Source organism: Pseudomonas sp. FP2309 (assembly GCF_030687575.1).
Classification (GTDB): domain Bacteria; phylum Pseudomonadota; class Gammaproteobacteria; order Pseudomonadales; family Pseudomonadaceae; genus Aquipseudomonas.
Window position 1 is genome coordinate 3,773,727 of the sequence record NZ_CP117439.1, and the last position, 19,311, is coordinate 3,793,037.

The 19,311-nt window shown below is 60.5% G+C and carries 16 protein-coding genes and 3 pseudogenes; 10 read left to right on the forward strand and 9 right to left on the reverse strand.

Annotated elements, in window-relative coordinates:
* Positions 1 to 123: 123 nt before the first annotated feature.
* Both PSH59_RS17315 and PSH59_RS17320 read left to right on the forward strand, forming a co-directional pair.
* Entirely contained in the window at positions 124 to 1,350 is a 1,227-nt protein-coding gene (locus PSH59_RS17315) for an MFS transporter (RefSeq protein ID WP_248082458.1), read from the forward strand.
* Positions 1,351 to 1,408: 58 nt separating this feature from the next.
* Positions 1,409 to 1,570: a DUF2986 domain-containing protein gene (locus PSH59_RS17320; protein ID WP_248082460.1), complete on the forward strand. Its 162-nt coding sequence runs from the start codon at positions 1,409 to 1,411 to the stop codon at positions 1,568 to 1,570.
* 1 nt (position 1,571) lies between these two features.
* Here PSH59_RS17320 and PSH59_RS17325 read toward each other — a convergent pair.
* Positions 1,572 to 2,783, reverse strand: a pseudogene (locus PSH59_RS17325) (YeeE/YedE family protein).
* Positions 2,784 to 3,138: 355 nt separating this feature from the next.
* On the opposite strand from PSH59_RS17325, the gene PSH59_RS17330 reads away from it, so the two are divergent.
* A complete protein-coding gene (locus PSH59_RS17330) occupies positions 3,139 to 3,318 on the forward strand; it encodes a DUF1289 domain-containing protein (protein ID WP_248082464.1) in 180 nt (59 codons plus the stop codon).
* A gap of 44 nt (positions 3,319 to 3,362) precedes the next feature.
* On the opposite strand, the gene PSH59_RS17335 is transcribed toward PSH59_RS17330, so the two are convergent.
* A complete protein-coding gene (locus tag PSH59_RS17335) occupies positions 3,363 to 4,157 on the reverse strand; it encodes a DNA/RNA non-specific endonuclease (protein WP_248082466.1) in 795 nt (264 codons plus the stop codon).
* A 271-nt stretch (positions 4,158 to 4,428) separates the two neighbouring features.
* Here PSH59_RS17335 and PSH59_RS17340 point away from each other — a divergent pair, with 271 nt between their 5' ends.
* The 3 genes from PSH59_RS17340 to PSH59_RS17350 all read left to right on the forward strand — a co-directional run bounded on the left by PSH59_RS17340 (position 4,429) and on the right by PSH59_RS17350 (position 8,384).
* On the forward strand, positions 4,429 to 4,950 hold the full coding sequence (locus PSH59_RS17340; protein WP_305393296.1) for a sigma-70 family RNA polymerase sigma factor: 522 nt from the start codon (positions 4,429 to 4,431) through the stop codon (positions 4,948 to 4,950).
* Positions 4,947 to 5,897: a FecR family protein gene (locus PSH59_RS17345; RefSeq protein ID WP_305393297.1), complete on the forward strand. Its 951-nt coding sequence runs from the start codon at positions 4,947 to 4,949 to the stop codon at positions 5,895 to 5,897. The genes PSH59_RS17340 and PSH59_RS17345 overlap by 4 nt, the downstream gene beginning before the upstream one ends.
* Before the next feature lie 75 nt (positions 5,898 to 5,972).
* Positions 5,973 to 8,384: a TonB-dependent siderophore receptor gene (locus PSH59_RS17350; RefSeq protein ID WP_305393298.1), complete on the forward strand. Its 2,412-nt coding sequence runs from the start codon at positions 5,973 to 5,975 to the stop codon at positions 8,382 to 8,384.
* A gap of 5 nt (positions 8,385 to 8,389) precedes the next feature.
* Here PSH59_RS17350 and PSH59_RS17355 read toward each other — a convergent pair whose 3' ends face one another.
* Positions 8,390 to 9,286, reverse strand: a complete 897-nt coding sequence (locus PSH59_RS17355) for a LysR family transcriptional regulator (RefSeq protein WP_248082474.1) — start codon at positions 9,284 to 9,286, stop codon at positions 8,390 to 8,392.
* Between the two features lie 122 nt (positions 9,287 to 9,408).
* On the opposite strand from PSH59_RS17355, the gene PSH59_RS17360 reads away from it, so the two are divergent.
* From PSH59_RS17360 to PSH59_RS17370, 3 genes are all read left to right on the forward strand, one after another.
* Positions 9,409 to 10,074: an RraA family protein gene (locus PSH59_RS17360; RefSeq protein WP_305393299.1), complete on the forward strand. Its 666-nt coding sequence runs from the start codon at positions 9,409 to 9,411 to the stop codon at positions 10,072 to 10,074.
* Between the two features lie 11 nt (positions 10,075 to 10,085).
* Positions 10,086 to 11,288, forward strand: coding sequence for a pyridoxal phosphate-dependent aminotransferase (locus PSH59_RS17365; RefSeq protein WP_305393300.1), 1,203 nt, complete (start codon positions 10,086 to 10,088; stop codon positions 11,286 to 11,288).
* A 94-nt stretch (positions 11,289 to 11,382) separates the two neighbouring features.
* Positions 11,383 to 12,648, forward strand: coding sequence for a cation:dicarboxylate symporter family transporter (locus tag PSH59_RS17370; protein WP_248082479.1), 1,266 nt, complete (start codon positions 11,383 to 11,385; stop codon positions 12,646 to 12,648).
* A 168-nt stretch (positions 12,649 to 12,816) separates the two neighbouring features.
* Here PSH59_RS17370 and PSH59_RS17375 read toward each other — a convergent pair whose 3' ends face one another.
* The 6 genes and pseudogenes from PSH59_RS17375 to PSH59_RS17400 all read right to left on the reverse strand — a co-directional run bounded on the left by PSH59_RS17375 (position 12,817) and on the right by PSH59_RS17400 (position 18,425).
* A complete protein-coding gene (locus PSH59_RS17375; RefSeq protein WP_112196305.1) occupies positions 12,817 to 13,275 on the reverse strand; it encodes an Hsp20 family protein in 459 nt (152 codons plus the stop codon).
* Between the two features lie 234 nt (positions 13,276 to 13,509).
* Positions 13,510 to 15,363 carry an ABC transporter ATP-binding protein gene (locus PSH59_RS17380; protein WP_248082481.1) on the reverse strand — a complete coding sequence of 618 codons (1,854 nt, stop codon included), beginning with the start codon at positions 15,361 to 15,363 and terminating at the stop codon, positions 13,510 to 13,512.
* A gap of 349 nt (positions 15,364 to 15,712) precedes the next feature.
* Positions 15,713 to 16,114 (reverse strand): annotated as a pseudogene (locus tag PSH59_RS17385) (response regulator); the annotation flags it as partial.
* A gap of 2 nt (positions 16,115 to 16,116) precedes the next feature.
* Positions 16,117 to 17,445 (reverse strand): ATP-binding protein, encoded by a 1,329-nt coding sequence (locus PSH59_RS17390; RefSeq protein ID WP_248082483.1) that lies wholly within the window; start codon positions 17,443 to 17,445, stop codon positions 16,117 to 16,119.
* Positions 17,446 to 17,454: 9 nt separating this feature from the next.
* Positions 17,455 to 18,066 carry a chemotaxis protein CheC gene (locus PSH59_RS17395; RefSeq protein ID WP_248082492.1) on the reverse strand — a complete coding sequence of 204 codons (612 nt, stop codon included), beginning with the start codon at positions 18,064 to 18,066 and terminating at the stop codon, positions 17,455 to 17,457.
* Complete coding sequence (locus tag PSH59_RS17400) at positions 18,066 to 18,425, reverse strand: response regulator (RefSeq protein ID WP_248082499.1); 360 nt, start codon at positions 18,423 to 18,425, stop codon at positions 18,066 to 18,068. Before PSH59_RS17400 ends, PSH59_RS17395 begins: the two co-directional genes overlap by 1 nt.
* Positions 18,426 to 18,639: 214 nt before the next feature.
* Here PSH59_RS17400 and PSH59_RS17405 point away from each other — a divergent pair.
* Positions 18,640 to 19,004: pseudogene (locus PSH59_RS17405) on the forward strand (site-specific integrase); the annotation flags it as partial.
* Between the last annotated feature and the right edge of the window lie 307 nt (positions 19,005 to 19,311).

Consider the following 19,311-nt stretch of genomic DNA (forward strand, 5'->3'; position numbering starts at 1 on the left):
TAGCACTGATGATTACTATCGAACCGCTCGCCTATGGCGCCACTGCAACCGATTCCTATAATCGCCTCCCATTCTTCTCCTGCGCCTGTCTTCAGGCGCCATCCCCCTCTTGGAACTCAATACATGCCAAGCGCGAGCCAGGCCCCCAGCGGCCTTCCCGAACATAATCAACAAAGTGTCAAACAGCAGTGGCTGGCCATACTTTCGGTTGCCGTGGGGGCCTTTGCCCTGGTGACCAGTGAATTTCTGCCGGTGGGTGTGCTCAACGATGTCGCTGCCGACCTCGGTATCAGCGCCGGCCATGCGGGCCTGATGGTGACGCTGCCCGGCATCATGGCCGCCCTTGCTGCGCCGTTTCTGTCGGTGAGCATCGGCACCATGGACCGGCGTTATCTGCTGATCGGCCTGACGCTGATCATGATCATCGCCAACTCGGTGGTGGCCTTTGCCGGCGACTTCAACCTGCTGTTGTTGGGCCGTGTGTTGCTGGGTATCAGCATCGGCGGTTTCTGGGCCACGGCGATTGCCCTGAGCGGCCGCCTGGCGCCCAAGGGTGTGGGCGTGGCCAAGGCCACCTCGATCATCATGATGGGCGTGACCCTGGCCACCGTGCTCGGCGTGCCCGTCGGCACCTGGCTCAGTGGTTTGATGGGCTGGCGCATGACGTTTCTGGTGACGGCGCTGGTGGGCATCCCGGTGTTGCTGGCGCAGGTATTCCTGCTGCCGCGGCTCACCCCGGAGAAGGCCATTCGCGTCAGTGACCTGCCGGCGTTGTTTTTCAACCCGCAGGCGCGGGTCGGTTTGATCGCGGTGCTGCTGATTGGCCTGGCGCACTTTGCCGCCTACACGTACGTCGCACCGTTCTTCAAGCACAGTTCCGGGTTTGACGGCCCGACCATTGGTTCGCTGCTGTTGCTGTATGGCGTGGCGGGGGTGATGGGCAATGTGTTTGCCGGGTTCGCGGCCAACCGCAGCGTGCGGCACACCCTGCTGCTGGTGGCGCTGATGATCGGCACCAGCACCGCGCTGTTCCCGTACTTCGCCACCGGCATGACCGGCGCGGCGATGCTGATCGCGCTGTGGGGCTTCGCTTTTGGTGCGTTCCCGGCCTGCGCGAGCATTTGGATGTTTGTGGTGGCGCCCAAGGATGTCGAACGCGGCATGCCGCTGTTCGTCGCGCTGTTCCAGGTGATTATTGCGTTGGGCTCGTTCTTTGGCGGGCAGATCGTCGACCAGATGGGCAGCGCGGTGCTGTTGAGCCTGGCCACGGCCCTGGTGGGCTGCGGTTTTGTGACGGTGCTGGTGTTGGGGCGCAACATCAGTAACAGCCTGTCGGCACAGCCCTGCTAGGCATTGGCTGCGGTTTTTAAGCTGGTATCATCCGGGCACGTATAACCAGGTAGCCCCCATGAATCGCCAGAAAAAACTGCAGCAGTTGTTCAAGGCCAAGGCCAAAAAGGCCAGCGCCAAATTGGCGCCCAAATCCAAAGACAAATACATCAGCAAAGCGGAACGGGAAAAGCTGGCGGCGCAGGCCGATCAGGCGCCCAGCCTTTCCCCGCAGGACTGACTCAGCAACCGCTCAACGCCACCTGCGGCCGCTCGCCCGCAAAGAAGAACGGCCGCAACCGCACGCCCACGCCGTTACCGATAAACGCCGCCACCAGCCACACCCAGCCATGCAGGCTGCCCGAGGCGATGCCGCTGAAGTACGCGCCGATGTTGCAGCCGTACGCCAGGCGCGAGCCATAACCGAGCAGCAGGCCGCCGATCACCGCGGCGATCAGCGAACGGGCCGGGATCTTCAGGCTGGGCGCGAAACGCCCGGCCAGGCCGGCGGCCAACAGCGCGCCGAGGACGATGCCAATGTCCATGACGCTGGTGATGTCTTCCCATACCGGCGCCGCCAGGGCCTTGGCATTGCCCGGCATTTGCCAGAACGCCCAGGCGCTCACATCCACACCCAGGCCGCTCGCCACTTTGGCGCCCCACAGCGCGAACGCCGAGGTAATGCCCCACGGCCGCCCGGCGAGTGCGAGGGTGGCGTAGTTGAGCAGCGCCAGGCCAATCGCGCCCTACACCAATGGCCACGGACCGCGCAGAAAGCGGCGCAGGCCCTGGCGCTCACTTTTCACACCCTCTTCAAGCTGGCCATGACGGCGCTTTTCCAGGCGTACGGTGAGCGCCGCGATGAGCGCGAACATCGCCAGGCTGGCAAGCAACGCCGGCACCACGCCAAAGCTTTTGACGATGGACACCGCGGGGAACGCCGGCAACGCAAACCACCAATCCACATGGTGCGTGGCGATCAGCGAACCGCAGATAAAGAACAACAACGTCACCAGCATGCGCGCATTACCGCCGCCCACGGTGAACAGCGTGCCGGAGGCGCAACCGCCGCCCAACTGCATGCCAATGCCGAAAATAAACGCACCGAACACCACCGACACCCCGGCCGGCGCCACCAGCCCGGTCACCGGCTGGCCGAATAGCGTGCCCGCGCCCAGCGCCGGGAAGAACAGCAACACCGCCAGCGCGAGCATGACCATCTGCGCGCGCAAGCCAGCGCCGCGGCGCTCGTTGATAAACACGCGCCAGGCCGAGGTGAAGCCGAAGGCCGCGTGGTAGAGGGTCAGGCCCAGCGCGGCGCCGACCACCAGCAACAGCACCTGGCGCGAACTAACGGCGTTTTGCAGGAACACGGCGCCCAGCACCAGGAGGATAAAGGCCAGCAGCGGCGCGACAGGTTTGCGCACGGGAGTGATGGGGAGGGAGGTACTCATGGGTCTCTCGATTCAATTCAAAGAATGGCGGTGAGTATAAAGCAGCCTCCAGTGGGTAGGGGCATCGACCACCTTGCATCGGGCCGTGGGGGGATGCCAGTATCCGCCGCATGACAGGTCGGGGCGCATACCGTGGGCGCTGTCGCGAACGCCTCAACGCCGTCCATGAAGTGAGCCGCCTCACAGGTGAATGGAGCCTGCTCGCGTTGGGTCGCGAAGCAGCCTCACGATGGGACTGCTGCGCAGTCTCGCGCGGGACAAGCCCGCTCGCCACAGGGTATGTTTTGCACTTTCTACGGCTTGACTGACTGGCACACAGGCGTCCGCCCCTTTACTCCATACCCCAGGTGCAACCGTGGCCAAAGACATCGAAAACCCATGCGTTTCAACCTGCCAGCTCAGCGGCGACCTGTGCGTCAGCTGCGGGCGCACCAAGGACGACATTCGTAAATGGAAGCGCATGAAGCGCCCCGAAAAAATGGCCGCCGTGCAACGCGCAACTCAGCGTTTGAAAGCGTTGAAAAAGGCCAGGTAAGGCGGGTCACACGACCGGCCTTGAGCGAGATGCGCCGCCGTTGATCAACCGCGCCCCACCGACCCCGATACCGGAAGATCACCCAGCAACTTAAGCCCGGTGGTCTTCACAAAGGTGGCGTAATCCATCGGCCGTTGAATGCGCGTTTCGGCATTGGGCAGCACGTAGGCCCAGGCGCGTTTGGACGAGGCGTCGTACACCAGTTTGAACAGGCGCGTTGGCACCCAGACCTTGTTGTCGCCGAGGGTGCCGTGGCCGGCATCGAACAATGGCCCGGTGAATACAAATACATCGCCGCCGGCGCGCACGGCGAATTTGCGCACGTCGGCCTCGACCTTGCTCCAGATCTTGCGGTTGTTGGTGGGGTCCTGGGGCACCATGTTCGACAGCGCGAACGACTGGGCCATGGCCTTGGCGTCAGGCGCATCGGCCGCCGGCGCCTGGTGGCCACGGTCCATGGCCGGGTGTTGACCGCGATAGTCGCTCAACTCCGCGCGCCCATTCCTGGGGATACGCGGGTCGGCGTAAAAATGGTTGGTGCGCTCTTCGCCCTTGGCGTCCTTGAGCTGGCGAGCGTTCAAGCGTTCGACCACCAGCAGCGGGGTTTTGCTGGTTTGCGAATACAGCACGGCGAAATGATCGGAACACAGGGCAAGAGGTTTCATACCCGCAGGGACGGTGGCGGTGTTGATCGGGGCGGCGGGGAAGATATCGGCGCAGCTGTCGAACGAAAGGCGTTGCTCCTGGCTGGAATAGAGGTCCATCGCCCCCCGGGCATGTGCCCCGGCGGATAGAAATACAAGGCTTGAGAGCGCGACTGCAATGCTGCGTAAGTGCATGTTTTTAAATCTTATCGTGAGGATTGAGCGGGACCTATGGACCCTGACTTTGCACTTTAGTGCGGCGGCCGGCGTTACACCCGGGCACTCGGTTTGCCGCTGGCCGACAGTCAGCCCCGCGGATAGCGTTCAGCTGCGTCGATTCAGCGAGGGAATCCGTTCGGCGGGCCGATTTCAGGGCTTTACGACACAATTGATCCGGCCACGCTTGCTTTCGCTGATGGCACACCGCTAATCTTGCGAATAATTCTTATCCGCAGACGTACCTATCATGTCGGCCAGCGACCTTCCCCTGAATCAGGCCGTCCATGCGCTCTACACCGAGCACCATGGCTGGTTGTTCGGCTGGCTGCGAAAAAAACTCGGCTGTCCGCATAACGCTGCGGACCTTTCCCACGACACGTTTGTGCGCATCCTCGCGTCGCGCGACGCTCTGGGCGCCGTGCGCGAGCCGCGTGCCTTCCTCACGACCACGGCCCGCCACCTGATCATCGACCGGGCACGCCGCCGTCAGTTGGAAGACGCCTACCTGCGCGAACTCGCCCTGACCATCGACATGATGGAGCAGTGTCAGCAGTCACCGGAACAGATCCTGGTCACCCTCCAAGCGCTGGAGCAGATCGCCTTTGTCCTCGACGGGCTGGCGCTGAAGGCGCGGCAGGCGTTCCTGTTGTACTTCCTTGAGGGCCTGCGCCAACGCGACATCGCCAGCCGCCTGGGGATTTCCGAGCGCATGGTGCGCAAACACCTGATGAGTGCGCTGCTGCACTGCCACCACGCGCTGGACGTATGAGCGCCGACCTCGACCAGCAGGCCGCCAACTGGGTGATTCGCCTGAACGAAGGCCACCTCAGCGAGCGCGAGCAACAGCAATTTGAACGCTGGAAGGCCGCCGACCCACAGCACGCGGCGGCGTTTGAGCGCCTGCAAGGGTTCGTGGGGCGCCTGCAGGCATTGCGCCCGCAACAGGCGCCGGTGCAGGCTGCACTGGAAGCCGCCCGCGTACGCCGACGCAATCCCGCCGGCCGCGTGCTGCTGGGCCTGTTGCTGGCGTTGCCGATAGCCTTGGCACTGCGCACGTATCCACCGAGCTACCTGCTGGCCGACCAGCGCACCGCGCCGGCCGAATGGAGGCGCGTGAACCTGGAGGACGGCTCGCAACTGACCCTCAGCGGCAACAGCGCGGTGGACCTGACCTTCAACGGCCAACAACGCCAGGTGCGCTTGCTGCAAGGCGAAATCCTGGTGCAGGTGGCCCACGACGCCACGCGGCCTTTTGTGGTGGTGACCGACGACGGCCAGATGCGCGCCCTCGGCACGCGTTTCACGGTCAGGCGCGAAACACCGGGCACGCTGCTGACGATGCTCGAATCGAGCGTCGCGGCCACCGACGCCGGCCATCACAGCGCCGTGAACGTCAGTGCCGGCGAACAGGCGCGCATCACACCGGACACGGTCAAACTGCTGGGCAACATCGACACGCGCACCACAAATGACGCCTGGCACTACCGGCAGTTGGTGGTGCAGGACCGGCCCTTGCCCGAAGTCCTGGATGAACTGGCGCGTCAATATCGCGGCCATGTGCAGTTCGATCGCGAGCAATTGGCCGACCTGCGCGTGTCCGCCGTGTTGCCCCTGGATAACCCGCGCCGCGCCCTGCAATTGATTGCCGACGGATTGCCGGTGCGCATCCGCACGTTCAGCCCGTTGTGGTTGCAGATCGAGCGTCACGAAAAATAATCTCGCGTGCCGGGTTCCGCTTTTGCGTACTGCCCCGTCAAGGAAGAAAGCACTTCAATCACAGGACTGTCTTCCATGCCGCGCCACTTCCAGCGTTCTCCCTTACCTCTCGCCCTGGCGATCAACCTGGCCAGCGTTGCTGCGCTGAGCCTGGGCCTGTGCGGCCCGGTGGCCGCGCAGGAAGCGGCGCGTTATGCGATTGCCGCAGGCCCTCTGGGCCCGGCGCTCAACCGGTTCGCCCAACAGGCCCATGTGGCTCTGTTGTTCGACAGTCAAACCGTGGCCGGTTTGAGTACGTCAGGCTTGCAAGGCAGTTTCCAGATCGACCTGGGCTTTGCCCAACTGCTGCGCGGCAGTGGTTTACAAGCGGTGCAAGGCGCCAACGGCTATGTTCTGGTGCCGGTCAACACAGGCGGCTCGCTGGAACTGGCGCCCACAGCCATCACCGGCTTGGCCGAAGAGCGCAGCACCGAGCACGTCAAAGGCTATGTGGCCACCCGCAATCTCAGCGCAACCAAGACCGACACCCCAATCATTGAAACGCCGCAATCGCTCTCGGTGGTCACCAGCGACGAGATCCGCGACCGGCAATCGGAAACCCTCTCGCAAACCCTCGACCTGACGCCGGGTTTCACCAGCCAACCCACCAGTTTCAACCGCACCTCGGATCGCTTCCGCATTCGCGGTTTCGATGTGGAATCGGCCACCGGCGGCTCCCTGCGCGATGGCTTGCGCCTGCAAAACAATTCCTACGATGGCGTACAGGAACCTTACGGCCTGGAACGCGCCGAAGTGATCCGCGGTGCGGCATCGGTGCTGTACGGGCAACTGTCACCGGGCGGTCTGATCAATACCGTGAGCAAACGTCCCAGCCAAACGCCCTACCATGAGGTCAACCTGCAAGCCGGGCAGAACAACCGCAAGCAACTGTCCGCCGACTTCACCGGCCCCTTGGGCGACAGCGACACCTTGAGCTACCGCCTGACCCTGCTCGACCGCAAGAGCGACACTGCGGCCGATCACATCAACAACGATAAGGTCTACGTCGCCCCGGCCCTGACCTGGCGGCCCAATGACGACACCTCGCTGACCCTGCTGTCGTTCTATCAGAAGACCGAAACCGGTTTCTCTGCGCCGCTGCCTTATCAACTGACCAAGGGTGTGGGCAGCGGCCGGTTCCAGATCGGCCGCCACGACTTTATCGGCGAGCCGGACTACGACGAAATGAACGGCGAGATGTCGGCGCTGGGTTATGAGTTCGAACACCGTTTCGATGAGCACACGCGCATCAGTCACAAGCTGCGTTACTACCAATCCGACGTGACCTGGCGCTACCTGCAGGTCAATACCGCCGGCACCAACATCGCCACCGCACAGACCACCGGCTTGCTGCGCCGCCAATACAGCGACCGCCAAGAGCGCTCGCGGGGCCTGGCCAGCGACACCAACCTTGAAAGCAAATGGCAGTTCGGTGACTGGCAGCACACCTTCCTGCTGGGCTTCGATGGTTACGACACCAGCTACGACTCGCACAATTTCCGCGGCACCGCCCAGCCGTTGAACCTGGCGACCTATCAGTACGGCCAGCCAGTGGTGGTCAATAAAAACCCCGCCACCGACCGTGGCTCGCAGATCGACACCCTGCAAAAAGGCATCTACTTCCAGGACCAGATCAAGTTCGACGAACGCTGGATTTTGCTGTTGGGCGGCCGTCACGACTGGGCCGACCAGCACACCGAGCTGTTCCGCAATGGAGCCGACAGTGGCAAAAGCGATGAAGCGACCACCTGGCGCGCCGGCCTGGTGTACAAAGCCGACAATGGCCTGGCGCCCTACATCAGCTACAGCGAATCATTCTTTCCGGTGGCCGGCACCAACAAGGCCGGAGAGAGCTTTATTCCCACCGAAGGCAAGCAATATGAAATCGGTATCCGCTATCAACCCGAAGGCAGCGCCACGCTGCTGAGTGCGGCGGTGTACCAGTTGGAGCAGCGCAACGTACTGAGCCAGGACCGCACCGACATCAACTTCTCAGTACAGGTCGGCGAGGTGCGCTCCCGTGGCTTCGAACTGGAAGCCAAGACCGAAGTCACCCCCAACCTCAGCCTGATCTCGTCCTACGCCTACATCGACGCCCGCATCACCCAAAGCGATATCGCCAGCGAAATCGGCCAGCGCAGCGAAGACACGCCCTATCACCAAGCCGCCCTCTGGGCCGATTACCGCCTGGCCGCGCTGGGTGTCCCGCAACTGCGCATCGGCGGCGGCGCGCGCTACAAGGGCACGACCCAGGCCTCCGGCGTGCCTTCTTCGATGCCGGCCTACACCCTGTACGACGCGCGGGCCAGCTACGAAATCGACCCGCATTGGGAGATCGCGCTCAACGCCAACAACGTCACCAACAAACGCTATACCTACTGCGAGTTTGCGATTTGCCGGTATGGCGATGAGCGGCAGTTGGTCAGTTCGCTGACGTATCGCTGGTAACCGCCCTAAAACAATAACCGCGAAAAATCGCAGCACGCCTGCGCCATTCGCGCCACGTCCTGATTCAAGCCGAATTGCCGATCAGCACGGTACAGCGCCATGTACTGCACGCTCGGCAACTCCGGCTGCGTGACCAGCGCGCGCAATGCGCCCTGCTCGATCAGGTGCGACAGGCACACCTTGGGCAAATAGCTCACGCCAATCCCCGACAACGCCAACCCCACCTGCACCAGCAGGTTGTGGCTGGTGAGCGTGCGTGGCAGTTGCACGTTGTGCGCGGCCAGCCAGCGTTCGTAGATCAGGCCAGTGCCGGACTGTGACCCTTGAGTGAGCACGGTGTAGCTGGCCAGGGTGTCCAGGCTGACCGGGTCGGGGTCGGGGATCAGGCCGGGGGCGCAGATCCAGGCGTTGTCCACGCGTTGCAGCGGTGTGCTGTGAAAACGCGGGTCACTGTAGACGTCGGGCACGATCACCAGGTCCAGCTGGTCGTTTTCCAGTTTGCGGAACAGCTCGCTGCTCAGCTCCACCGACGGTTCGAGTTGCACCTTGGGGTAGGCCTGGCGCAAGGCGTCGACCAGCGCCGGCAGCCAGGTCAGCGCGGTCAGTTCGGTGACGCCCAGGCGGAACCTGCGCACCAGCACTTCCCGGGCGCTGACCCGTTCGAGCAATTGGTCGCGGCTTTTGAGCAGGTCGCGGGCGTAATCCAGCAGCTCGCCGCCCTTTTCCGTGAGCCGCGCATTGCGCTTGCTGCGGTCGAAAATCGCCACGTCGAAGGTGTCTTCCAGCTCCTGGATACGCTTGGAGATGGCCGACTGAGACATGTTGAGCTTGTTGGCTGCCGCTTCGAAACTGCCGAGTTCGGCGATCCAGTACAGCGCGTCGATTTGCTTGAAGGTGATCATGGCCGGCCAATCATGCGAAAAAGCGATGCTAACACATCATAAAATATCGCTAAAACTCCTCGTTTAACGCTCCTAAGATCCAGCCATAGCCCGACGCTATCCAACGATTCTGGAGTTTTGCCATGTCCTTGCCCGGTTCACGCATCCTTCCCAATGCGCCCATGGCCCCGGCCGAAATGCTCGAAGCATTCGCCCAGGTGGTCACGCCGCACATCAGCGATAACTTGGGCCGCCACATCGGCGCCCGGGGCCTGACGCGCTACAACCGCACCGGCAAGCTGGTCGGCACGGCGATCACCGTCAAGACCCGTCCCGGCGACAACCTGCTGATCTACAAAGCCATGAGCCTGCTGCAACCGGGCCATGTATTGGTGGTGGACGGCCAGGGCGACACCAACAACGCGGTGATCGGTGAGCTGGTCAAGCTGTATGCCCAGCAGCGCGGTTGCGTGGGGTTTGTGATCGACGGCGCGATCCGTGATGTCGCCAGTTTTGAGGATACGCCCTGCTACGCCCGCGCCGTGGTGCACACCGGGCCGTACAAAACCGGGCCTGGCGAAGTGAATGTGCCGGTGTCCATCGGCGGCATGCTGATCAACCCTGGCGATGTGCTGGTGGGCGATGAAGACGGCCTGGTGGCGTTTTCCCAGGCCGACGCCGCCGAAGTGCTGCGCCGTGCCGCACAACATGCCGCGCATGAAGAAGCGGTCAAGGCTGAGATCGCCAGCGGTGCGGTGCGCCAGAGCTGGATCGACAAGGTGCTGGATAACGCCGGGCTGGCGCCATGAAGGAGGCGGCCATGAACTTTTTATCTGACCGTGTGCTGGGCATCGCGCCCTCCCCCAGCATCGCCGCCAACGCCTTGGTCACCGAGCTACGCGCCCAGGGTCGCGATATCGTCAACTTCACCGTCGGCGAGCCGGACTTCGACACCCCGGCGCACATTCTGGAGGCCGCCAGCCTGGCCATGCACAGCGGCGACACCCACTACACCCCCACCACCGGCACCCTCGCCTTGCGCCAGGCCATCTGCCGCAAGCTGCAGCGCGACAATGACCTGGCGTATGGCCTGGATGAAGTCGTCGCCGGCTGCGGCGGCAAGCACATCATCTATCACGCGCTGGCCGCCACCCTCAATCGTGGCGATGAAGTCATCGTGCACACGCCCTATTGGGTGTCGTATCCGGACATCGCACGGCTCAACGATGCCACGCCGGTGATCATCCCCGGCGACGAAAGCCTGGGGTTCAAACTGTCACCCCAGGCCCTGGAACAGGCGATCACCCCGCGCACCAAGTGGGTGATCCTCAACAGCCCGAACAACCCCAGCGGTGCGGTGTACAGCGAGGCCGAGCTGCTGGCGTTGGCCCAGGTTTTGCGTCGTCATCCCCATGTGCTGATCATGGCCGATGAGATCTACGAGCACTTCGTCTACGGCGATGCCCGGCATGTGCCGTTGACGCGTTTGGCGCCCGACCTCAAGCCACGCACGCTGATCGTCAACGGTGCCTCCAAAGGCTATGCGATGACGGGCTGGCGCCTGGGCTTTGGCGCAGGGCCCGCGTGGTTGATCGCGGCCATTGCCAAGCTGCTCTCGCAAACCACCACTTGCCCCAGTTCATTGAGCCAGGCCGCCGCGGTGGCCGCGTTTGCCGGCGACCAGGCGCCCATCGCCGGCATGCGCGAGGAGTATCAAGGACGCCGCGCGCACATGCTGGCGCTGCTCGAGGGCATCCCCGGCGTGACGTGTACCCCCCCGGACGGTGCGTTCTATGTGTTTCTCAACGTGAGTGGGCTGATCGGCAAGCTCACGCCCCAAGGTGATCGTCTGGAAAGCGACACCCAATTGGTCGACTACCTGCTGCGCGACTACGGCCTGGCCACGGTCAGCGGTGCGGCGTACGGCATGTCGCCGTATGTGCGCCTGTCGTTCGCAAGTTCAACGGAGGTGATCGAGGAAGGTTGCCGTCGTCTCAAAGACGCATGCCTCGACCTGCGCTGACGGCTTCCCGCAACACCCGGTGGCCAGCGGATGGCTGCCTTTTGACTGCCTAGAACAACAACTTAAAATCATTGATCGTAAATGAGGCAATCCCATGCACACGCCCCGTATTGCGCTGGTCTGGCAAATAATGATCGGCCTGCTCGCCGGCATCGCCATTGGCGCCCTGTTGCACCGCTTTCCCGAGTCCCGGCCCTGGCTGGTGGAGAACCTGCTGCAACCGGCGGGCGATATCTTTATCAAGCTGATGAAAATGATTGTGGTGCCGATCGTGTTTTCCTGCATGGTGGTGGGCATCGCCGGTCACGGTGACGGCAAATCCCTGGGGCGTATCGGGGTTAAATCCCTGAGCTATTTTTTCTGTATCACCACCCTGGCGATCATCATTGGCCTGGTGATGGGCAACCTGCTCAAACCCGGTGCCGGGACCGAGCTGTCGAGTCTGCACGCAGCGAATATCACCCTGCCCACCAGCAACGGCGCGGGCCACAGCCTGGGGCAGATCATCGTCGGCATCATCCCCGACAACGTGATCAACGCCATGGCTCAGGGCAGCCTGTTGTCGGTGCTGTTTTTTGCGGTGATGTTCGGCCTCGGTGTGGCGCGCTTGCCCGCCGAACGCAAAGACCCGGTGATCGCGCTGTTGCGTGGGGTGAGCGACGCGATGTTCAAGGTCACCTCGATGATCATGGCTTACTCGCCCATCGGCGTGTTCGGCATGATCGCCGTGACCGTCGCCAACTTCGGCTTCAGCTCATTGCTGCCGCTGGCCAAGCTGATCATGGTGAGCTACCTGGCAATCGCCTTCTTTGTGCTGGTGGTGCTCAACCTGGTGGCGCGGCTGTGCGGGATCAACCTGTTTGCCTTGATGCGCCATATCAAGGATGAACTGGTACTGGCCTTCTCCACCGCCAGCTCGGCGGCGGTGATGCCGCAACTGATGAAAAAGCTTGAAACCTACGGCGTGCCGCCTTCGCTGGTGAGCTTTGTGGTGCCGGTGGGTTACTCGTTCAACCTCGACGGCGCCTCGCTGTTCCTCGGCATCGGCACCTTGTTCGTCGCGCAGCTCTATGGCATCGACCTGAGCCTGGGCGATCAGGCGCTGTTGGTGGTGACCATGGTGCTCACGTCCAAGGGCGCTGCCGGGGTGCCGGGTTTTATGTTCGTGATTCTGTCCGCCACCTTGGCCAGCGCAGGGTTACCGCTGGAGGGCATTGCGTTTATTGCCGGGGTGTATCGCTTGATGGAGATGCCGACCACCGCGCTGAATGTGCTGGGCAATGCGTTGGCGCCGCTGGTGATTGCCAAGTGGGAGGGGCGTGAGGCGCAGGTTGCGCAGCAGAACGCGCAGGTGGAGTGAAGCAGCGGCGGGTTTGAGGGCTGCTTCGCTGCGGGGCGACGATTTGACAGGCCCACCACAAAAGCCGTCCCCTGCTCAAACAATGCGCTCAACCCTGGTGTGCAGCCGCCCCATCGGTGGGGCATACGAATAAAGGCGCTCCGAAGAGCGCCTTTATTCATTGCTGCATTACTGCTCGCTGATGGATTTCACCTCAGCCTTGGCCGCACCGCCAATCGCGATGCGTTTCGGCTTGGCTTCCTCCGGTACCACCCTGAGCAGGTCAATGCTCAGCAACCCGTTGGCGAGTTGCGCGCCCTGCACTTCTATGTGATCGACCAGGCGGAACGACAGACGGAACGCGCGCTGGGCAATGCCTTGGTGCAGGTAAGTGATGCCCTCATCGTGTTCACGCTTGCCGCCGGCGACGGTCAACACGCCTTTTTCCACCTGGATCTCCAGGTCGTCCTCCACCAGGCCTGCGGCCGCGATGACGATCCGATAATGATCATCGCCGTGCTTTTCGACGTTGTGGGGTGGATAGGTGGTACCGGCCTCGCTGCGAAGCGCCGATTCAAAAAGGTCGTTGAACCGGTCAAAACCAACGGAATGACGGAACAGTGGGGCCAACGAGAGAGTAGTAGCCATTGCAAAATCTCCTGAGTTTTCTCCAAGTGATTTGATACGCGACCCGCCTTCGGCATCGCGTAAAACCTAAGTAGGTTCAGGGGAAAAATTTTCAAGCGGCATACCCAAAAAAATTTTTTGCGCGCTGCGATGGCCCGAAAAAATCGGCCATCTCCTCTCGGTGATGAATAGATCGCAGTGGTGAGCAGGCTTGCCCGCGCCCGGGCGCGAAGTAAACCCGTTCCTCAGCGACGCCTAGTCGACCGTCTCAACCACGTTCTGATCCTCCCCGAGAAACCCACCACTCTGGTGATGCCAAAGCCGTGCATAGGTGCCGTTCTTCGCCAGCAGTTCGCTGTGGGTGCCCTGTTCGATGATACGGCCGTCATCCATCACGATCAGCCTGTCCATGGCCGCAATCGTCGACAGCCGATGGGCGATGGCGATCACCGTCTTGCCTTGCATCATGTCGTCGAGGCTTTCCTGGATGGCGACTTCGACTTCTGAATCCAGTGCGCTGGTGGCTTCATCAAGCAGCAGGATCGGCGCGTTTTTCAGCATGACGCGGGCAATGGCAACGCGTTGACGCTGGCCACCCGACAACTTGATACCGCGCTCACCGACCAGGGTGTCGTAGCCGGAGTGACCTTGTTTATCACTCAGTTGGCTGATGAAACCATCGGCCTGGGCGTTGGCTGCGGCGCTGCGGATCTGTTCGTCAGTCGCATCAGGACGGCCATAGGCAATGTTGTCGCGAATGGAACGGTGCAGCAGGGACGTGTCCTGAGTGACCATGCCGATGGCACTGCGCAGGCTGTCCTGGGTGACATGGGCGATGTTTTGCCCATCAATGCAAATTGCCCCCTTATCCACGTCGTAGAAGCGCAACAGCAGATTGATCAGCGTGGATTTGCCCGCACCGGAGCGTCCCACCAGGCCGATTTTTTCACCTGGCTGAATGCTCAGGCTCAGGCCATCAAGCACCTGGCGTTCACCGTTGTAGTTGAAGCTCACGTTGTCGAACGTCACCGCGCCGCCACGGGTGGCCAGCACGCCGGCGTCCGGAGCATCCTGCACCTTGGGACCGCGTGCCAGGGTTTCCATGCCGTCCTGCACGGTGCCGATGTTTTCGAACAGCGAGGTCATTTGCCACATGATCCAGTGCGACATGCCATTGATGCGCAACGCCATGGCTGTGATGGCCGCCACCGCCCCGGTACCGACTTCGCCCTGGTGCCACATCCATAAGGCATACCCACCTGCGCCCATGATCAACCCGACTACTAACGCCTGGTTGACGATCTCGAATTGACTGACCAGGCGCATCTGGCGAAAACCGGTCTGCTTAAAGTCCTCCATCGCCGCGCGCGCGAAGTGAGCTTCACGTTTGGAGTGAGAAAACAGCTTCACTGTGGTGATGTTGGTGTAGGCGTCCGAGATGCGCCCGGTCATCGACGAGCGTGCATTGGCCTGCTCCTGCCCGACCTTCCCGAGGCGAGGCACGAAGTAGCCCATGGCCAGGCCGAACAACACCAGCCAGGCAATGAAAGGCAGCATCAATTTGGGGGCGAAGCCACCGGCCAGGGTGATGATCGCGATGAAATACACGCCGATCCCCGGCGCAATCTCGATCAGGGTGAACAGCACTTCACGCACCGACAGCGCGGTCTGCATCACCTTGGTCGTGACCCGGCCGGAGAATTCATCGGAGAAGAACGACAGGCTTTGTCGCAGCATCAACCGGTGAAAATCCCAGCGCAGCCGCAACGGCAGGTTAATCGCCAAGACCTGGTGCTGCACCATCGTACGCAACGCCACCAGCCCGATGCTGGTGACCAATACGATGCCAATCCCCCACAGCACGCGCCCCTCCTGCCCGGCCGCGTCGCCACCGGCCTGCCAGGTCGAGAGCAGGTCCACCACTTGTCCAAGAAAGGAAAACAACCAGGCTTCGTAAATCGACACCGCCGCACTGAGCAGTGCGAGCGCGAGGACATAACCGCGAGCGCCGCGTGTGCAGGCCCACAGAAACCGCGCCAATCCCTCGGGCGGTGGCGGCGCCTCGTCGGGCGGGAAAGGGTCGAGCCGTCGTTCAAATAGGCCAAGCATGGAGCTCTCCAAAACAATCGAGTCGGGAGATTTTGGCATCTAACGGCGGTGTTGAGGGGTTTTCCGGGGGGCAAGGCTATTGAAAGAGGTCTGTGCGGTGATGAATGCGCTTGGGGGTGGGGGTAAATCTCAAGCAAAAAAAAGCCTGCATCGCTGCAGGCTTTTCCCTATCTGGCTCCACGACCTGGACTCGAACCAGGGACCCAATGATTAACAGTCATTTGCTGGCTGTTAGTCGCAACGGTGCCACGGAAGAACAGGGTGGAGAGATAGGATTGCTGCATAGCGTGAGCCGCATAAGCGCAGCACGCCACGAAAATCAGTCGGGCTGGATTGAGTTGTCACAACCACGCCGCGCTCTCTGCACTTCTAAAGCCTGATCAAGGCTGAGCTGAAGCTCGTCATCGTTCCAGGGTTTGCTGATGTAGCGGAAGATGTACCCGTCGTTGATCGCTTGAGTGATCATGCTCATATCAGCGTAACCCGTCAGCAAGATATTCATGCATTCCGGGTCGCGCTTATGTACCTCGCGAAGCAGCGTCGGCCCATCCATAAATGGCATGCGTGCGTCGCAGATGATCAGGTCTATAGGGTGCTGTTCAAAAAGACTAAGTGCCTGAGCGCCACTTGTGGCCAAAAGCAAGTCGTAAGGTTTTGCACGCAGTAAGCGTCGGAGGCTGTTGAGGATGCTTTCTTCATCATCCACCAGCATGACAGTGTGGCGTTCTGCGCAATGAGAGATAGTTTCCATGCTCAGCATCCTTCATTGGCAGAGGTAGAGACGGCCTGTATCACAGGCTGGCGTAATGGTAGCCACGCACGGAAACGACTACCCCTGCCCGGCTCGCTTTCCACGGTGAGCCTTCCGTGGTGCTTGACGATGATGCTATAGGATAACGACAGGCCAAGACCCGACCCCATCCCCACCGGCTTGGTTGTAAAGAAGGGTTCGAATATTCGGCTTTGGATTTCAAGGGGAATTCCATGACCGTTGTCGGCGATCTCGACGAACACTCCGCCCTCTTCCCGGCCACTTCTGATGACGATTTCGCCGTCCACGCCCACCGCATGGCTCGCGTTGATAAGCAAGTTCATAAACACCTGATTGATCTGTGAACCCATGCATTCGATGGGCTCAATATCGCCGTAGCGCTTGATCACCTGAGCCTTGAACTTGATCTCGTTCCAGATAACGTTAAGGGTACTGTCGAGCCCCTTGTGCAGATCGCTCAACTGCCATTCATAACTGTCGACGTGGGAGAATTCACGCAGGTCTTTGACGATGCGAGTGACCCGGTCAAGGCCGTCGGCCGACTCGGCAAGCAGGTCGTCGATGTCCTGGCGCATAAATTTGTAATCCATCTTGTCCCGCATGGCAGCAAGCTCGGGATGCACATTGGCATGCTCTGCATCGCTCGCCTGTTCATGAGCTTCGAGCAGCGCGAAAATGTCCACGAGATAACGACGCAGACTGTTGACGTTGGAGCAAACGAAGCCGATCGGGTTATTGATCTCATGGGCCACGCCCGCAGCGAGTTGCCCTATCGCCGCCATCTTCTCGGACTGCAGTAACTGCGCCTGTGCATCTTCCAGCCGTGCGATAAGCAGCGCTTGAGCGCCCTTTTCCTCTTCCAGCAACTTGTTAAGGTGCGTCAGTTCGAGCTGGCGCGCAGCAGTGTCGGTCGTATCACTGATGGCCAGGCCCACGCCCAGATTGCTGCCATCGGCATCTTGCACGGGGAAGAAGGTGCAGTTTTGGTACATGTGCCGGACCAGACCACTGATCGGCCGTGTGCTTTCGAAATTGAACAGATGCGGCCGTTGCTGCCATGAGGTGAAAGCAAAATTTTGCAGGGTGGCGACGCTGTTAATCTTCTGCCTGGTCCAGACCTCTGGCAGCTCAGGAAATGCTTCGAACAGCGTATGGCCGACAAGTTCTTCAGCGCTGCGTCCACTATTGATGGACATAAAGTGATTAGAGAACAGCACTGTGCAGTCCTGGTCGACCAGCAGCACACCCATGTTGATGGCCTTGAGCATAGACTCAAGGGTTTCCCGGGAAATCGCCTTGGTGTCTGTCATAAGACCTCTTCAAAGCTCGTCCAGCAAACGATTGATGGCCCGAACGACAACACTCGCTGTTCGTTCAGTGATGCAGATCAACAGGTCGCAGGAGAACTGATGAGCCTGAACCTCGAAGCGAATTTCCAACACCATCGCAAGGTGTTCATTCAAGTTCAATTCATCCAGTGCGTTCGCGGACTCTTCTCTGTGGACCAGAATCGACGGCGCGTCATAGCTCACTTGTATCCCCACCTGCTTGGCCAGGCCACTGATGCAGGCGCCGGAAAGGATGTTGGTGACATCCAGCATCAATTCTTCCTGCTGCGCGGGGTCGCCGTCGTTATAGCCCAGCAGTTCAGCGAGCTTATCGGCCCCCATTGAGCCGAAGCAAACGAACACCTCTCCGCGTAACTCACCCAGAAAAGACTGGCGGGTGACGATCATGAAACTTTGCCGCAGATGGGCCGGAATGGACAGGTTATTCCGTTCCCGGATCAGCGGGTGAATAAAGGGAACCGAAAGCGTCACCATGGTGTTGGTCAGCAGGGCTAATCTCTCGGCCGCTTGCCCCATGGCAATATTCATCAGTTCCTGCAGGGCATCACGTTGGTCTTCGGTGAGCGCGTCCAAGGTTTCCATCAAAGCACTCCTATGACGTGCAAAGCATTGTGCAAAGCTTCAGACGTAATCGGCTTGGCTACGAATGCAGCAGCGCCAAGATCGGATACTCGTTGCCTGGCCAGAGGTTGGATGTCTGCGCTGATCACCACGACTACCACATTGGCATCTTCATGCTTGAGCGCCTCGAGAGTCTGGAAGCCATCCATGACCGGCATGGTCAGGTCGAGAAAAAGCAGGTCCACCAAACCGGCGTGATAGGCCTCCATCACCTCGGCACCGTTACAGGCCTGGCGAACGTCCTCGGTCAATGATTCTGGCAGGGCACGCAAGACCATCTTACGAGACATGGATGAGTCATCGGCGATTAAGACTTTCATGATGAACTCCACATTTATGAATGTGTTCTGCGGCTTCATTCGAGGCGTAGAAACCAAGATTTTTTAGAGCTTTCAATCACTCTAGCTCGAGGCATGTCAAAGAGCCATCAGGAAATCCTGATATTGCGTTGGGGATCTGCGAAGCCAGTAGGAATCGCCCTACAGGCTGGCCGGATGATTGGCGTGAATGAGTGAGAGGTTAGGAATGGTCTATCGCCAGGCCCGGTTCAAAAACCGCAAGGCCCTCTCCAGGCGGCATCGCGACAATACCCTGGCCTTGCCAACGGCCAAAACAGCGAGTGGACGCCGCATGGCCTGCGCCGTAAGGGGGCGACCATGATACAAGCCTTAGACGTTAGTCTCGATGTCATCGATCGCTGCCAAAATCATGTACTGGCCGGCTCTCGGGAGAGACGCCATTACCTGCATCATGATTATGCCGAAGAAAAGAGGCGTGCCTGGAACCTGTTGGGCGCTCGACTCAGTGCGGTGTTGTCCTCAACCTACGAGCACATTCCGATCGAGTCAATGATGTCTTTTTCAGCCTACATAGCCACTGAATCCTTGCCACCTTCATAAGTATCATTCTTTAGCACTGGATTCCTCAAAGCGTCGCGTATATCGCTGAATACTTGCTTCGAGTCAATTCTATCCCATCGTATTCGACAGAAGTGGTCGATGTCAGTCTGTCGTATTAGTTTAGCCTAGAAGAGGTATAAAGCCAGCAGGTGGGGCTTAGTGCTATGAGTACTGAATAGATTTGATCGATACCACGTCGAAAACACTTAAATTTTATTCTCTTTAGCATCTATTTTGGCATCTTGTTCAAGCTACCAATGGACTGGGGTAGAATCCCCCCTCAAAATCAAACTCATACATCGCAGAC

Excerpts from the sequence above, each read along its gene's own strand:
- PSH59_RS17335 (WP_248082466.1), bottom strand. The coding sequence starts at position 4,157 with ATGCACTTACGCAGCATTGCAGTCGCGCTCTCAAGCCTTGTATTTCTA.
- PSH59_RS17365 (WP_305393300.1), top strand. The coding sequence starts at position 10,086 with ATGAACTTTTTATCTGACCGTGTGCTGGGCATCGCGCCCTCCCCCAGC.
- PSH59_RS17350 (WP_305393298.1), top strand. The coding sequence starts at position 5,973 with ATGCCGCGCCACTTCCAGCGTTCTCCCTTACCTCTCGCCCTGGCGATC.
- PSH59_RS17355 (WP_248082474.1), bottom strand. The coding sequence starts at position 9,286 with ATGATCACCTTCAAGCAAATCGACGCGCTGTACTGGATCGCCGAACTC.
- PSH59_RS17360 (WP_305393299.1), top strand. The coding sequence starts at position 9,409 with ATGTCCTTGCCCGGTTCACGCATCCTTCCCAATGCGCCCATGGCCCCG.
- PSH59_RS17370 (WP_248082479.1), top strand. The coding sequence starts at position 11,383 with ATGCACACGCCCCGTATTGCGCTGGTCTGGCAAATAATGATCGGCCTG.
- PSH59_RS17390 (WP_248082483.1), bottom strand. The coding sequence starts at position 17,445 with ATGACAGACACCAAGGCGATTTCCCGGGAAACCCTTGAGTCTATGCTC.
- PSH59_RS17380 (WP_248082481.1), bottom strand. The coding sequence starts at position 15,363 with ATGCTTGGCCTATTTGAACGACGGCTCGACCCTTTCCCGCCCGACGAG.
- PSH59_RS17315 (WP_248082458.1), top strand. The coding sequence starts at position 124 with ATGCCAAGCGCGAGCCAGGCCCCCAGCGGCCTTCCCGAACATAATCAA.
- PSH59_RS17375 (WP_112196305.1), bottom strand. The coding sequence starts at position 13,275 with ATGGCTACTACTCTCTCGTTGGCCCCACTGTTCCGTCATTCCGTTGGT.
- PSH59_RS17345 (WP_305393297.1), top strand. The coding sequence starts at position 4,947 with ATGAGCGCCGACCTCGACCAGCAGGCCGCCAACTGGGTGATTCGCCTG.
- PSH59_RS17340 (WP_305393296.1), top strand. The coding sequence starts at position 4,429 with ATGTCGGCCAGCGACCTTCCCCTGAATCAGGCCGTCCATGCGCTCTAC.
- PSH59_RS17395 (WP_248082492.1), bottom strand. The coding sequence starts at position 18,066 with ATGGAAACCTTGGACGCGCTCACCGAAGACCAACGTGATGCCCTGCAG.
- PSH59_RS17320 (WP_248082460.1), top strand. The coding sequence starts at position 1,409 with ATGAATCGCCAGAAAAAACTGCAGCAGTTGTTCAAGGCCAAGGCCAAA.
- PSH59_RS17400 (WP_248082499.1), bottom strand. The coding sequence starts at position 18,425 with ATGAAAGTCTTAATCGCCGATGACTCATCCATGTCTCGTAAGATGGTC.